The sequence below is a fragment of the Affinirhizobium lemnae genome (assembly GCF_022968395.1).
Classification (GTDB): Bacteria; Pseudomonadota; Alphaproteobacteria; order Rhizobiales; family Rhizobiaceae; genus Neorhizobium; species Neorhizobium lemnae.
Window position 1 is genome coordinate 1 of record NZ_JALJQZ010000021.1, and the last position, 14,819, is coordinate 14,819.

Below are 14,819 nucleotides of genomic sequence, written 5' to 3' on the forward strand. Positions count from 1 at the left end.
GGCGTTCAGCCCCCAGGAGTGCTCCAACTACTTCAGACATGCAGGTTATGGTTCAATTTAAAACTGACAGACTCTAGTATGACGAATACACAGCCGAGCATTGCGGTACGGGGACGCTATTCGATCCGCTGGTAGGATACCTCCAGGATTGGATGCATCACCCTTCCTGATTGCGTATATTGGCTGCCGCTATGAACGCTTTATCCGCGCTCGGCCCGAAGCAGGCCACAAGCGCTCCAGCGCCTCACTCGGTGTAGCTTTCCAGAACTCAAATGGCCGCGCCCTGGGTCACGTGCGCGGCCTTACGTCTTTTCACTTGATAAAGAGGTATCTTCGATGCCTCCGTCCCCTTGGGGACATTTCGAATGAGATCTGGATCACCCGAAATGCTATCGGTTCACGTCACTCGATGCAAAACTACTCACGCGGTTCTGCTGTAATGCACTAGTGAAGGATCTGGCTCAGGAAGAGCTTGGTACGCTCGTGTTGCGGATTATCGAAGAACTCGGCTGGGGAGTTCTGCTCGACAATCTGGCCCTGGTCCATGAAGATAACCCGGTTTGCCACCTGACGGGCGAAGCCCATCTCGTGAGTGACGCAGAGCATGGTCATACCCTCTTCAGCGAGGCTGACCATGGTATCCAGGACTTCCTTGACCATTTCCGGGTCGAGTGCCGATGTCGGCTCGTCGAACAGCATGATCTTTGGCTTCATGCAGAGCGAACGAGCAATAGCGACACGCTGTTGCTGGCCGCCGGAAAGCTGTCCTGGATATTTGTGAGCCTGTTCCGGAATCTTGACTCGCTTGAGGTAGTGCATCGCAATTTCTTCCGCTTCCTTCTTGGGCATCTTGCGAACCCAAATTGGAGCAAGCGTGCAATTCTCGAGGATTGTCAGATGCGGAAAGAGATTGAAGTGCTGGAAGACCATTCCAACTTCGCGACGAACTTCATCGATCTTCTTGAGATCATTCGTTAACTCGATGCCGTCAACGACGATTTGACCGGATTGATGCTCTTCCAGACGATTGATGCATCGGATCATTGTGGACTTACCAGAACCGGACGGGCCAGCGATGACGATACGTTCGCCACGCATAACCTTCAGGTTCACATCACGCAGGACATGGAAATCCCCGTACCATTTGTTCATGTTGCTGATCTGGATTGCGACGTCGGTATCGGAGACCGCCATGGTCGCGTTCTTTGTGTTTTGTGCGGACATGAAATTCTCCTATTAGTGCTTGTGACCGGTATCGAGATGACGCTCCATGAAGAGCGAGTAGCGTGACATCCCGAAGCAGAAAATCCAGAACACGAAGCCAGCGAACAGATAGCCGGTGACCGGGGTTACGGGCGTAGCCCAGTTTGCATCAGACTGGTTGAGGGTCACAATACCGAGCAAATCAAACATACCAATGATCGATACGAGGGAGGTATCCTTGAAAAGACCGATAAAGGTGTTGACGATACCTGGAATGACAAGCTTTAGGGCCTGCGGCAGAATTACAAGACGTGTCTTCTGCCAGTAACTCAACCCGAGCGAGTCAGCACCCTCGTATTGTCCTCGTGGCATAGCCTGAAGACCACCGCGTATCACTTCAGCCATGTAAGCCGAGGCGAAGATTGAAACACCGATCAATGCGCGTAGCAGTTTGTCGAATGTCCAACCATCCGGCAGGAACAATGGCAGCATAACGCTGGCAAAGAAGAGAACCGTAATCAACGGTATACCGCGAACGACCTCAATGAACAGAATGCAAAGCATTTTGATGGCCGGGAGGTTTGACCGTCTTCCCAGAGCCAGAAGAATGCCGAAGGGCAGGGATACCGTGATGCCGAAGAACGACAGAACCAAGGTGACCATGAGGCCGCCCCACAACTGCGTTTCCACATAGGGCAGACCAAATCCGCCAGTCAAAAGGAAGAACGATACCGTTGGCAGAAGGATAAATAGCGCCAACGCATTCCAACCCTTGAAAGGTGCTTTCGGGATAAGCATGGGGATAAGGAGAAGCGTGAAGGCAATCATGACAGTCATTGGACGCCAGCGTTCCGCAAGTGGATAGCGACCAAAGATAAATTGCTCGAACTTCGCCGTTACGAAAGCCCAGCAGGCACCATATTGACCATCTGGCAAGGCACCGCCCTGCGATACTGTCGTGCAGGCAGTACGGTTTTCGCCGGTCCATACCGCATCAATGAAGACGAAGCGGAAAATGGAAGGAAGAATGTAGGCAAGGAACGCAATTGCAAGAATGGAGAAGATGATATCGCGGGGGGTCGCGAACAGATTGACCTTTAGCCAATGGCCAATGCCCTTTGCATTCGATGGCGCTTCGCGCGCGGCGACCATCTCCTTACGAACGTAGGTAAAATCGACATTCGCCATGTTATCTCTCCACCAATGCCATCTTGGCGTTGAACCAATTCATGAACAGCGCTGTCGTCAGCGAGAGTGACAGATAGATAACCAGCCAGATCGCAACGATTTCGACCGCCTGACCTGTCTGGTTCAACATGGTCCCACCAACTGCAACGATGTCAGCGAAACCAACTGCAACAGCCAGCGACGAGTTTTTGGTGAGGTTCAGGAATTGGCTTGTCAGCGGCGGAATGATGATCCGCATTGCCTGCGGAACCACGACAAGGCGGGTGATGATGTTGGCACGCAGACCAAGCGCGTTGGCAGCTTCTGTCTGACCCTTCGGTACCGCCTTTATGCCGCCGCGAACGATTTCTGCGATGAACGAGGCTGTGTAGAAAGACAAAGCCAGATAGAGCGAGATGAATTCAGGTCCGATACTAGTGCCACCGGACAAATTGAAGCGGCCAGCAACGGGGTAGTCGAAAGTCAAAGGCGCTCCAAGGGCAAGGAATGTAGCGGCCGGGAGCAGGATGATTAGGCCAAGAGATGTCCATCCTGATTTGAACTGCTGGCCGGTTCTTGCCTGTCGCGCACGTGCCCATTTGAAAATGACAATCGAAGCGGCAATAGCGACGCCGAGGGCCGCAACGATCATCCATGAGCCTTCACCCCAGATGGCTTTCGGGAAGAATAGGCCACGATTATTGAGGAAGCCGCCAAGGGGCAATACAACAGAATCACGCGCCTGCGGCAGGATCGCGATGACCCCCTTGTACCAGAAGAAGATGACCAGAAGGGGCGGAATATTGCGGAAGATCTCTACGTAGGCCTGCGCCAGCTTCGCCAAAAGCCAGTTGTGGGACAAACGTGCGATACCAACCAGGAAGCCGAGAATGGTCGCCGTGATAATACCGAAGAACGCCACCTGCAGCGTATTCAGCAAACCGACCAGAAGAGCACGACCATACGTAGAGTCGCTGGTGTATTCAATAGCCTGTTGTCCGATGTCGAACCCTGCGCGCCCTTGCAGAAAGCCGAAACCGGATGCGATGTTGGCCTTTTCGAGATTGTGGATTGTGTTCTGGGTTATAATCCAAACGAACAGGGCAACAGATGCCACTGTTACGACCTGATAAAATATTCCGCGCGCTTGCGGGTCATAAATCAGCGAAGAAAAACTCTTTCGAGGTTTCCCTGAGCTGAGCGCGTCGCCTGCCATGGGTATTTTCCCTCTTACATGCTCTTTTGAGCTTTTTGCCCTTTACGGGAATTGTTTAAGCCGAAGGCGGAGATTGCTCCGCCTTCGGTATTAATCAAATCTGTCGCCCGATCAGCGGATCGGCGGGCCGTACTGCAGGCCACCCTTCGTCCACAGCGCGTTGATGCCACGCTTGATCTTCAGCGGGCTGCTTGGGCCGACATTACGCTCGAACACTTCGCCGTAATTTCCGACCTGCTTGATGATGTTATATGCCCAATCGTTGGTAAGACCAAGATCGGTACCGATCTTCGTGCCTTCCTCTGCGCCGAGCATACGCTTGATATCCGGGCCGCCGGACTTCTTCATCTCGTCAACATTCTTGGAGGTGATGCCGAACTCTTCAGCATTGACCATCGCGTAGTGAACCCAGGAAACAATGTCGAACCACTGGTCATCGCCCTGGCGAACAGCCGGTCCAAGTGGCTCCTTTGAAATGACTTCCGGCAGAACCTCGTTTTCATCCGGGTTCTTCAGCTTCAAGCGGATTGCATAGAGGCCGGACTGGTCAGTTGTATAGACGTCGCAACGACCGGAGTCATAGGCGCTTGTCGCGTCAGCTTCCTTTTCGAAAACAACCGGGTTGTACTTCAGGTTGTTTGCCTTGAAGTAGTCGGCTAGGTTGAGTTCGGTCGTGGTGCCCTGCTGCACGCAAACAGCAGCGCCGGATAGTTCGAGTGCCGACTTCACGTTAAGGCTCTTTTTAACGAGGAAGCCCTGGCCATCGTAATAGTTGACCGTGCGGAAGTTGAACCCAAGCGACGAGTCGCGGCTGATCGTCCAAGTCGTGTTGCGCGTCAAGACATCAACTTCGCCGGACTGCAGTGCAGGGAAACGGTCCTTGCTTGAAAGTGCGACGATCTTGAACTTCGATGCATCACCGAAAACAGCTGCAGCGATGCCCCGGCAGTAGTCGATGTCGATACCAGACCACTCGCCCTTATCGTTCGGGTTAGAGAAGCCCGGAATACCGTTGCTACCACCGCAAGTAACGAAGCCCTTAGCCTTCACATCGGCAAGCGTGGCAGCGGATGCAGCCGAGGCTAAGCCCAGGACTGCCGCGCCAATCGCGGCTGACAGGATTGTCTTTTTCATTTTCCCAACCTTTGTCTGTTTGTTTTTTAGCATATTTTATCCCGCACTATGGCACAGGATCGGCTCGTAAGGCCTCCCGAAGCGAGCCGCGCCTATCACAGTCGGAAATCTTCGCAAGGGTCAAGTCTCACACTTTATATTAGCGCCTAAAATTCGACAAATTTCGCTGAGCTGCTGATATATTAGGCTGGTTGTGCGTTTTTGCACAGACGATGCCTCTTATTCTGCCAGTATCTATCGCAATTTTGCATGACTTCGGTGAGCGTATTCTCATGTTGACGAGGTACCTGTGGATAGCCACAATGACTAGGCTATCATATTAGAAAGCTTCAGGTTTCATGAGTAGAAATAAAGTAGAAACTGACACACTGGGCGCGAGCACCCGGCTTGTTCATCTCGGAAATGACCCACACAGTTTTCACGGCTTCGTCAACCCGCCGATTTTTCGCGGATCGACAGTCCTGTTTCCAGACTGCTCCACAATGGAGAGCCGCAACCAGAAGTACACATACGGAACCCGCGGGACGCCGACGACAGACGCTCTGTGTGAGGCTTTGAACGCGTTGGAAGGGGCTGTCGGCACTGTTCTCGTTCCCTCTGGCCTCGCTGCGATCACCGTTCCGTTTCTTGCATTTCTTTCTTCGGGAGATCATGCGCTCATTGTCGATTCCGTCTATGGACCGTGCCGTTACTTCTGCGACACGATGCTGAAGCGTCTGGGTATCGAAGTGGAATATTACGATCCTGAAATCGGCGCCGGCATCGAAGCGCTTATTCGGCCCAACACGCGCCTGGTGCACACGGAGGCTCCAGCCTCGAACACATTCGAGATGCAAGATATTCGAGCGATTTCGGATGCTGCTCATCGACATGAATGTATCGTGACGATGGATAATACCTGGGCAACGCCGCTCTATTTCCGCCCGCTGGATTTCGGGGTCGATGTCTCAATTCATGCGACGACCAAATATCCGTCTGGTCATTCCGATATCGTCATGGGTTCTGTATCTGCCAACGCTGCTGCCTGGCCTCAACTGCTGGAGGCACAGACCACACTCGGCATCTGCGGTGCGCCTGAAGATTCCTATCTGATTCTACGGGGCTTGCGTTCCATGGCGGTGAGGCTCGACCACCATCAAAACAGCGCGCTTGCGGTTGCCCGTTGGCTGGAAGGCATTGATGCAGTCGAATGCGTTCTGCATCCTGGACTCGAGAGTTTTCCGGGCCATGAGATCTGGAAGCGTGACTTCAAGGGGTCTACCGGTGTCTTTTCCTTTGTGCTGAAGGCGGCCACGCCCGATCAGTTCAAGCCAAAAGCCCACGCTTTCCTCAATGCTTTGTCCCTTTTCGGTCTTGGCTATTCCTGGGGAGGCTACGAGAGCCTGGCGCTGCATGTAAATCTCAATGACCGCACAATTCGAAAAGCGCCTTCGGCCGGACCGGTGATTCGTCTTCAGATAGGCCTCGAAAACATCGAAGATCTGAAGAGGGACTTGGAAGTGGGGTTCAGAGCCGCTGCGGCGGTTTGATCAGGCGCCGTAGCCGTAAAGCCAATCAAGGTCTGCCGCGAGTGATTGCGGCGGACGCAACGACAAGACCAGGTCCCGTCCAAGCCGGATCGGCCCGCCGGCATGGTAGACGAAACGGTTGAAGTTACCCCGTGCCTTAACTTTCGCAGCGCGTCGCTGGCGGGAGGTCTCGAATTGGCCCAGGGCCGATGCAAGCGGCAGCGTGGTGACCGCCTGCGCCAGTTCCCAGGCATCTTCGATGGCCATGGCAGCGCCTTGTGCTGCAAATGGCATCATTGCGTGAGCCGCATCACCAATCAGAACTTTCGAGACGTGATCGGTCCAAGCGCCGTCGCCCAGTTGGTAGAGGGGCCAGAATCGAGGATCTTCTGCCGTTGTCAAAAGCTGTCGGAAAGCCGGATGCCACCCCTTGAATTCTGCCAAAAGAAGCTTCTTCTGATCCGGCGTCGAGTGAGCGTTCCAGGTGTGACCGGGTGAAACGCCAGCGGCAATGGCAACAATGTTGAACTGTCGAACCTCCTGAAGCGGATAGCACACGGCATGAGCCGAACGTCCAAGGAAAGCCTGCACGCTTCTCTTGTCGAGAAAATCTGGTGCCTCAGAGAAGGGAATAGTGAAACGCCACGCTATATTGCCGGAAAAGTCTGGCTCCGGCGACTTGTCAATCGTTTCGCGTACAGCAGACCATACGCCATCAGCGCCGATGATGAGATCGGCATTCACTCCAATCACATCACTTATCTGTTTGGCAGTGGCACCATCAATGCGTTTGCCGAGGTAGATCGTGCAGTTCTCCTGGGCATTGCAAGCATCGCGAAGAGCATTCTGCAAGGTGGATCGATGCAGCACGCCATAAGGCGCCTTCCATCTCTGACGAGCGGATTGGCCGACGGGGACCTGACCCAGCAATTTCAGTGTTGTTCCGGAGTTCAGCGACACGCGTTCCGGCTCAGTCCAAACTTTTTCAAGTGCTGACAGGACACCCAGCCGATCCAGTATGCGCGATGCGTTCGGCGATATCTGAAGCCCGGCTCCAACTTCTGCCAGATAGGGTGCCTGTTCAAGAACATGCACCTGAACGCCGCGCCGAGCAAGCGCGAGCGCCGCAGTCAAGCCAGCCATACCGGCACCAATGATTGCGGCGGTCTTTATTGTCATCGGTTCTGCTAACGTCAGGCTGCCTTGACGTGGAATACGCAGCCAGCGGGGATCGTTTCGCCGGATTTCAGGGATGCATTATAGCGATAAAGCGTCGAACAATAGGAACATACCTTTTCGTTCTCATCGCCCATGTCGATGTAGATATGCGGATGATCGAACGGCACATTAGCGCCCGTGCACATGAATTCCTTCACGCCCACTTCAATGATCCGATGTCCGCCGTCGTTCTGGAAATGAGGGATACCGTGACCGGCCATGATAGTCTCCAACGTCTTTCTGTTGCCGGGACATTATCCATGCCGCAGCAGATTGTGTAGAGGGAAAGCCCTACTGAGCTTAAATTCCTGTGTTCTCTCTTGGAATTGACAGGTATTTGCACCTATGTCCCGGCCGCAATAGGAAATTTCTTGATGAACCTCAATACGCCCAGCTTTACCCGCTTTTCACATGACTGCCTTTCGATAGCCTATTTCGATGAGGGGCCGCATGATGCCGAGGCCGTGATTCTCATTCATGGCTTTGCTTCGAGTGCGAATGTGAACTGGGTCTATCCTGGATGGTTGAAGACGCTCGGGGAGGCGGGCTACCGAGTGATCGCGCTGGATAATCGCGGCCATGGCGCCAGCGACAAGCCGCTCGATCCGGAGGCCTATCGCCCCTGGATCATGGCGGATGATGCGGTTGCTCTTCTGGATCACCTCGACATCGAAGCGGCTCATTTCATGGGCTATTCGATGGGTGCGAGGATCTCGACCTTCGCCGCGCTCAATCATCAGCAGAGACTGAAATCCCTGGTGCTGGGCGGCCTCGGGATCGGATTGACGGATGGCGTCGGAGATTGGGACCCTATTGCCGATGCCTTGCTGGCGCCCGAACCGGACGCGATCACGCATGAGCGTGGCAAGATGTTTCGTGCCTTTGCCGATCAGACAAAGAGTGACCGAACAGCGCTTGCTTCCTGTATCAGAGGATCGCGGGATCTGGTCGATCGGGCCGCTGTGGCGTCCATCAAGGTGCCAACGCTGATCGGGGTGGGGACCAAGGATGATATCGCCGGTTCGCCGCACGAGTTAGCCGATCTGATGCCGAATGCGCGGGCATTGGATATTCCCAACCGCGATCACATGCTTGCCGTCGGGGACCGCATTTTCAAAGCTGCGGTGCTCGATTTCTATAAAGAGATCGGGTGAAGGTCGATCAGGGCCTCGGGTGGTTTTTTTACCCGACGTTCTATATAGTAGATCCATCGATAGGGGTTGGCTCACATGGTTGCTCGCACTGAAATTCGCTCAAACGACCAGGTCGCCTCGGTAGATCCCATCTGGGATACCCTGAAGTCTGAAGCAGCCATCGCGGCGGAGCGTGACCCTCTCCTGGCGGCCTTTATTTATTCGACCGTGCTAAACCACCGGACGCTGGAGGATTGTGTCATCCACCGCATCTGCGAGCGGCTGGATCATGCCGACGTCAAGGCCGTTCTTCTGCGCCAGACCTTTGAAGAAATGATGTTTGACTGGCCAGAATGGGGCTCCATCGTGCGCGTCGATATTCAGGCCTATTATGATCGAGATCCTGCATGCACGCGGTTTCTAGAGCCGGTTCTCTATTTCAAGGGCTTTCATGCGATCCAGACCCACAGATTGGCCCACTGGTTGCTGAAGCGAGATCGTCGCGACGTCGCACTTTATCTGCAGAGCCGTGCTTCCAGTATCTTCCAGACCGACATCAACCCGGCTGCGCGCATCGGCAAGGGTATTTTCCTTGATCATGCCACGGGGCTTGTGGTCGGCGAGACGGCTGTCATAGGAGACAATGTCTCGATCCTTCACGGGGTGACGCTGGGTGGAACGGGCAAGGAAGGTGCAGACCGCCACCCGAAGATCCGGCACGGCGTTCTGATTGGCGCGGGCGCAAAAATCCTAGGCAATATCGAGGTCGGGAATTGCTCTCGAGTTGCTGCGGGATCAGTTGTTCTGAAATCGGTTCCGGCCAATTCTACCGTCGCTGGCGTGCCCGCCAAGGTGGTGGGGGAGGCGGGCTGCTCTGAGCCATCCCGGGTCATGAACCAGATGCTTGCTGCCGAGGATTAAGACCCCCGCTGGTGGACGGAACTGTCTTTACTTTCGTCTGTTTCCCGTGCCAAAAGCCCGCAGCCTTAATGAACACGACGGAGAATGACCGGTGAAAGCTGACGAAATCAAGAAACTCGACGCCTACTTCAAGCGCGTCTTCAATCCCTCGATGTCGGTCAAGGCTCGTCCGCGCAAGGATGACTCCGCAGAAGTTTACGCTGGCGACGAGTTCCTCGGCGTGGTTTACGTGGATGACGAGGATGACGATCGTTCGTATAACTTCTCGATGGCAATCCTCGACGTGGATTTGTGATCCGGTCCGATTCGGATCCGTGACGATTGGATGGCATCGTTCCCTTCGGTTGAGTGATGTTTCTCGTAATACTTATCTCTGGTGGAGTTGTGGGCGGGCAGTTTTGCCCGCTTTTTTTGTTTGATCTCCTCGCATTTCGCAGGTGCGAAAGAATTTCACTTGACTTTCGCAGTGCAGAATCATTGATTTCTATCTCAATTTGTCCAGGAGGTGGGAAATGTTGAATATCGAAGATGCCAACCGCAAGAGCAAGGAAGCTGTCGATGGCGTTCTGAAGAGCTATTCCGAAGTTGCGAAGAGCTGGCAGGCTATTGCGACGGAAACGGGCGAGTTTTCGCGCAAATACCTGCAGGACGCGACATCCTATTTCGAGCAGTTGATGGGTGTTCGCACCATCGAGGCAGCTCTAGAGTTGCAGACCAACTTCGCGAAGTCTTCCTTTGAGACTGCTGTGGCGCAGACCGGCAAGTTGACAGAGCTCTATTCCGAACTGGGCAAGACTCTCGTCAAGCCATTGGAAGCGGCGGCAAGCCAGTCAACATCCGTCTTCACGAAGACGACCCTGTAATCGAATCGAGTGAATCTTACGTATCATGGCCGTCGCGACACGTCGCGGCGGCTTTTTTCGTTTGCGCTCAGGTCTGGGCAAGCCAGTTTTGGTAGAGTGGACAGATAGGGTCGAGGAATAGTGATTGCGTGGGATTTCAGGGGGCTTAAAATCCCGATACGGTGAACTAAATATGGATGACTGATGTCTGGTTGCGATGAACGACACACCTGAATTGGCCAGACAATGGGGAAGAATGAAAGATGATCGCAAAGCCGATCTTGATGCAGGACGATGGAAACGAAGACGGTAATCGGGCCAATCGCGGCACGTCTGTTATCACGCGTACCCAACCCAAAACGAAGCGTCCCAATCTGTACCGCGTTCTATTGCTGAATGACGATTACACGCCAATGGATTTCGTCATCCACATTCTGGAGCGATTTTTCCAGAAGGACCGTGAAGCGGCCACTCGCATCATGCTGCACGTTCACAATCACGGTGTGGGCGAATGTGGTGTCTTTACATATGAGGTTGCTGAGACGAAGGTAAGCCAAGTCATGGATTTTGCCCGCCAGCACCAGCACCCGCTGCAATGTGTCATGGAAAAGAAATGAGGAACCCACGTGCCAACTTTTTCGCCTAGTCTTGAAAAGGCGCTGCATCAGGCACTGACTTTCGCCAATGAGCGGCACCACGAATATGCAACGCTGGAGCATCTGCTGCTGGCGTTGATCGATGATGCCGATGCGGCGGCCGTTATGGGTGCTTGCAACGTCAACCTCGACGTTCTGCGCAAAACCGTCTCCGATTACATCGATAACGATCTCGCAAACCTTGTAACGGGCTATGATGAGGACTCCAAGCCGACCTCCGGCTTCCAGCGGGTCATTCAGCGTGCGGTCATTCACGTGCAATCTTCCGGCCGTGAAGAAGTAACAGGCGCCAATGTGCTGGTCGCGATTTTTGCTGAACGGGAAAGCCATGCCGCATACTTCCTGCAGGAGCAGGAAATGACGCGCTATGATGCTGTCAACTACATTTCTCACGGGATTGGAAAGCGTCCGGGATCATCCCAAGTTCGCACGCCTCGCGGCGCCGAAGAGGGGGAAGCGGAAGCTAAGCCCGGTCGTGAACAGGACGAGGGAAGTGCGAAGAAGGCTCAGGATGCTCTGACCGCCTACTGCGTCAACTTGAACGAAAAGGCCAAGAATGGCCGGATCGATCCGTTGATCGGGCGTCATTCGGAGGTGAACCGTACGATCCAGGTTCTTTGCCGCCGCTCCAAGAATAACCCGCTTTATGTGGGTGATCCAGGTGTGGGAAAGACCGCCATTGCCGAAGGTCTGGCGAAGCGCATCGTTGAAGGCAAGGTGCCTGAAGCGCTTGCGGATGCCACAATCTTCTCGCTTGACATGGGCACCCTTTTAGCCGGTACGCGTTATCGTGGTGATTTTGAAGAAAGATTGAAGCAGGTCGTCAAGGAGCTGGAAGAGTATCCGGGCGCCGTGCTCTTCATCGACGAAATCCACACGGTGATCGGAGCCGGTGCGACCTCCGGCGGGGCGATGGATGCTTCCAACCTCCTGAAGCCAGCCCTGTCTTCGGGTGCGATCCGCTGCATCGGCTCGACAACCTACAAGGAATATCGGCAGTTCTTCGAAAAGGATCGCGCGCTTGTACGCCGCTTCCAGAAGATCGACGTAAATGAGCCTTCGATCGAGGATGCGATCGAGATCATGAAGGGTTTGAAGCCCTATTTCGAGGAGTATCACAAGCTCCGCTATTCCAACGATGCGATCAAATCCGCAGTTGAGCTTTCGGCTCGCTACATCTCGGACCGGAAGCTTCCGGACAAGGCGATTGACGTGATTGATGAAACCGGGGCAGCTCAAATGCTGCTTCCGGCATCGAAGCGCCGCAAGCTGATTACGGAAAAGGAGATCGAGGCCACCGTTGCTACAATGGCTCGTATTCCGCCCAAGACCGTATCCAAGGATGACGAGGCGGTTCTTGCCAACCTTGAGAAGGAATTGCGGTCGGTCGTCTATGGTCAGGACAATGCGATCGAGGCGCTTGCAACCGCAATCAAACTTGCGCGGGCGGGCTTGCGCGAGCCGAACAAGCCGATTGGCTCCTATGTCTTTTCCGGTCCGACAGGCGTCGGCAAGACGGAGGTAGCCAAGCAACTGGCGGCGTCTCTGGGCGTGGAACTGCTCCGTTTCGACATGTCGGAATATATGGAGCGCCACACGGTGTCGCGCTTGCTCGGAGCGCCTCCCGGCTATGTCGGATTCGATCAGGGTGGTCTGTTAACGGACCAGGTCGATCAGCATCCGCATTCGGTCGTGCTGCTGGATGAGATCGAAAAAGCACATCCGGACATCTACAACATCCTGTTGCAGGTGATGGATCACGGCTCGCTGACGGATCACAACGGCAAGAAGATCGACTTCCGCAATGTGATCCTCATCATGACGACGAATGCTGGCGCGTCGGAGATGGCGAAAGCGGCGATCGGCTTCGGTTCTTCGAAGCGGACCGGTGAAGACGAGGAGGCTCTCAACCGACTGTTCACGCCGGAATTCCGCAACCGTCTCGATGCGACCATACCGTTTGCGCCGCTGCCGACGGAAGTCATCCATCAGGTCGTCCAGAAGTTCGTCATGCAATTGGAAAGCCAGCTTTCCGAGCGCAATGTCACCTTCGATCTGTATCAGGATGCCATCGCTTGGCTGGCGGAAAAGGGCTACGACGAGCGCATGGGTGCACGGCCACTCTCTCGTGTCATTCAAGAGCATATCAAGAAGCCGCTTGCGAATGAGATCCTGTTCGGTGCACTGCGCAAGGGTGGTGTCGTTGAGGTCACTGTCGGCAAGAAGGAAGACGGCAAGGATGGTCTGGTTCTCAAGTCCATTCCCGAAGCCGTTCCGGTGAAGCCTAAGCCTGAAGCCGAGGTCGAGGAGGCTGCCGAAGACAGCGGCGCTTCGAAGCAGAAGGCTTTAAAAGCCAAGGCATCCACGAAGGCCGACTCCAAGGAAAAGACGCTGAAGCCGAAGCTTCAGGATGGTGACGTCATCACTGACGAACCGGCCAAGCCGCGCAAGGGAAGTACGGTGCCACGGGTTCCGAAAAAGAAGTAACTCGACAGGGTTACCGATGCCGGGGATTTTCCCCGGCATTTTCAATTTCAGCATCACCTAATCGTACGGGCTGTGCTAGACCCACCGCGCCGACACAATTTCTACGCCAGCACTCTGTGGTTTTGCTGGGGTAGCGCTGGAAACGATCGATGCAAGCTTCCCCGACTGAGTACCGCTCCAATACCGCCTGGTTTGTGACTGGCATGCGCGGAATAATTTCCATACCAGCCATAATTCTGATGACGTCTTTCGTCGGATTCAGTGCCTTCGCCCTTGAATCGGGGATTACGCGAGCCGAGGCTGTCTTCATGACACTCTCTGTCTGGGCGTTGCCGGCCAAGATGATCCTGATCGGGACTATGGCAAGCGGTGCACCCGTTGCCGCGAGCTTTCTGGCTGTGACGCTCTCTTCCATCCGTATGATGCCCATGGTTGCCTCCATCATGCCGGAAATGCGCAATGAGCGAAGTCCAACCTGGCTATTGCTGTTTCTGTCGCATTTTGTTGCGATAACCTCGTGGGTCTTTGCCATGCAGCACATGCAAGCTGTTCCGCGAGACCGCAGGCTCGCTTATTTTGGAGGTTTCGCGATAACGCTGACGCTGCTGAACGGCGTTATCGTCGGTGTCTGCTATGGAATTGTTGCGCAATTCCCTCCCATTGTGGCCGGCGCGTTGTTCATGCTGACGCCGATCTATTTCTTCGCGTCGATCTGGGCGAGCGCTCGTCATTCTGTCGTGAAGCTCGCCTTTATTGTCGGCGTCATTGGTGGACCGCTGATGGCGACTATCGAGCCTCGCTTTGATATCTTGTACGTGGGTATTGGCGGAGGAACGGCAGCTTACCTGATCGATCGATATCTTATCCGCAATCGAACGTCCAAATCTCCGCGGGCTGAACCGCGGGAGGAGCTGCCATGACTGAGAGTTGGTGGTGGGTGTTTCTCGTCATTGCCGTTGCTGGATGGCTGGCCACGGACATTTGGCGCTGGCTCGGCGTTATCGTCGGAAACCGGCTCGATGAGGATTCTGAGGGCCTGCAATGGGTACGCGCAGTCGCAACCGCGCTGGTGATGGCGGTGACCGCAAAACTGGTTGTCTTCCCCACCGGCACAATTGCCGATGCCCCGCTTTGGCTCCGGGCAGGGGCGGTGGGAATTGGCTTTGTTGCCTTTTTGATAGCAGGCCAGCGGGTTATCGTCTGTGTGGTCGTATCGCTGGTGTGCCTTGTCAGTGGATTGTTGATCGTCTGACTGGGCGGGCAGTTCGGCCGATAAGATCAGCTTCGACGAAACTTTAGAGTCCGTCGATTGTGATGCGGTATGCTCGGGCAAT

General features: G+C 54.6%; 15 protein-coding genes. 9 read left to right on the plus strand and 6 right to left on the minus strand.

Going from position 1 to position 14,819, the window contains the following annotated elements; all coding sequences use genetic code 11:
* Window positions 1-444 precede the first annotated feature (444 nt).
* The 4 genes from MUU53_RS13805 to MUU53_RS13820 form a co-directional block, all read right to left on the minus strand.
* On the minus strand, window positions 445-1,224 hold the full coding sequence (locus tag MUU53_RS13805) for an amino acid ABC transporter ATP-binding protein (RefSeq protein ID WP_281405051.1): 780 nt from the start codon (window positions 1,222-1,224) through the stop codon (window positions 445-447).
* A 12-nt stretch (window positions 1,225-1,236) separates the two neighbouring features.
* On the minus strand, window positions 1,237-2,391 hold the full coding sequence (locus MUU53_RS13810) for an amino acid ABC transporter permease (RefSeq protein WP_247261413.1): 1,155 nt from the start codon (window positions 2,389-2,391) through the stop codon (window positions 1,237-1,239).
* Window position 2,392: 1 nt separating this feature from the next.
* Window positions 2,393-3,586, minus strand: a complete 1,194-nt coding sequence (locus MUU53_RS13815) for an amino acid ABC transporter permease (protein ID WP_247261414.1) — start codon at window positions 3,584-3,586, stop codon at window positions 2,393-2,395.
* A 111-nt stretch (window positions 3,587-3,697) separates the two neighbouring features.
* Entirely contained in the window at window positions 3,698-4,720 is a 1,023-nt protein-coding gene (locus MUU53_RS13820; protein WP_247261415.1) for an amino acid ABC transporter substrate-binding protein, read from the minus strand.
* Window positions 4,721-5,058: 338 nt separating this feature from the next.
* Between MUU53_RS13820 and MUU53_RS13825 the strand changes: the two genes are divergently transcribed.
* The gene (locus tag MUU53_RS13825) at window positions 5,059-6,249 is read left to right on the plus strand and encodes a cystathionine beta-lyase (protein ID WP_247261416.1); all 1,191 of its coding nucleotides are present in this window, start codon (window positions 5,059-5,061) and stop codon (window positions 6,247-6,249) included.
* On the opposite strand, the gene MUU53_RS13830 is transcribed toward MUU53_RS13825, so the two are convergent.
* On the minus strand, window positions 6,250-7,407 hold the full coding sequence (locus tag MUU53_RS13830) for an FAD-dependent oxidoreductase (protein WP_247261417.1): 1,158 nt from the start codon (window positions 7,405-7,407) through the stop codon (window positions 6,250-6,252).
* Window positions 7,408-7,421: 14 nt separating this feature from the next.
* A complete protein-coding gene (locus tag MUU53_RS13835) occupies window positions 7,422-7,667 on the minus strand; it encodes a zinc-finger domain-containing protein (protein ID WP_247261418.1) in 246 nt (81 codons plus the stop codon).
* A gap of 153 nt (window positions 7,668-7,820) precedes the next feature.
* Between MUU53_RS13835 and MUU53_RS13840 the strand changes: the two genes are divergently transcribed.
* The 8 genes from MUU53_RS13840 (at window position 7,821) to MUU53_RS13875 (ending at window position 14,737) form a co-directional block, all read left to right on the plus strand.
* On the plus strand, window positions 7,821-8,600 hold the full coding sequence (locus tag MUU53_RS13840; RefSeq protein ID WP_247261419.1) for an alpha/beta fold hydrolase: 780 nt from the start codon (window positions 7,821-7,823) through the stop codon (window positions 8,598-8,600).
* Between the two features lie 75 nt (window positions 8,601-8,675).
* Window positions 8,676-9,500: a serine O-acetyltransferase gene (cysE, locus tag MUU53_RS13845; protein ID WP_247261420.1), complete on the plus strand. Its 825-nt coding sequence runs from the start codon at window positions 8,676-8,678 to the stop codon at window positions 9,498-9,500.
* Between the two features lie 91 nt (window positions 9,501-9,591).
* Complete coding sequence (locus MUU53_RS13850; RefSeq protein WP_062554361.1) at window positions 9,592-9,795, plus strand: DUF3126 family protein; 204 nt, start codon at window positions 9,592-9,594, stop codon at window positions 9,793-9,795.
* A 217-nt stretch (window positions 9,796-10,012) separates the two neighbouring features.
* On the plus strand, window positions 10,013-10,363 hold the full coding sequence (locus MUU53_RS13855) for a phasin family protein (RefSeq protein WP_247261421.1): 351 nt from the start codon (window positions 10,013-10,015) through the stop codon (window positions 10,361-10,363).
* A 242-nt stretch (window positions 10,364-10,605) separates the two neighbouring features.
* The gene (gene clpS / locus MUU53_RS13860; RefSeq protein WP_137133908.1) at window positions 10,606-10,959 is read left to right on the plus strand and encodes an ATP-dependent Clp protease adapter ClpS; all 354 of its coding nucleotides are present in this window, start codon (window positions 10,606-10,608) and stop codon (window positions 10,957-10,959) included.
* 9 nt (window positions 10,960-10,968) lie between these two features.
* The gene (gene clpA, locus MUU53_RS13865) at window positions 10,969-13,485 is read left to right on the plus strand and encodes an ATP-dependent Clp protease ATP-binding subunit ClpA (RefSeq protein ID WP_247261422.1); all 2,517 of its coding nucleotides are present in this window, start codon (window positions 10,969-10,971) and stop codon (window positions 13,483-13,485) included.
* A 149-nt stretch (window positions 13,486-13,634) separates the two neighbouring features.
* Window positions 13,635-14,405 (plus strand): AzlC family ABC transporter permease, encoded by a 771-nt coding sequence (locus tag MUU53_RS13870; RefSeq protein ID WP_247261423.1) that lies wholly within the window; start codon window positions 13,635-13,637, stop codon window positions 14,403-14,405.
* Window positions 14,402-14,737, plus strand: coding sequence for an AzlD domain-containing protein (locus tag MUU53_RS13875; RefSeq protein ID WP_062554366.1), 336 nt, complete (start codon window positions 14,402-14,404; stop codon window positions 14,735-14,737). Before MUU53_RS13870 ends, MUU53_RS13875 begins: the two co-directional genes overlap by 4 nt.
* The last annotated feature ends 82 nt before the right edge of the window (window positions 14,738-14,819 follow it).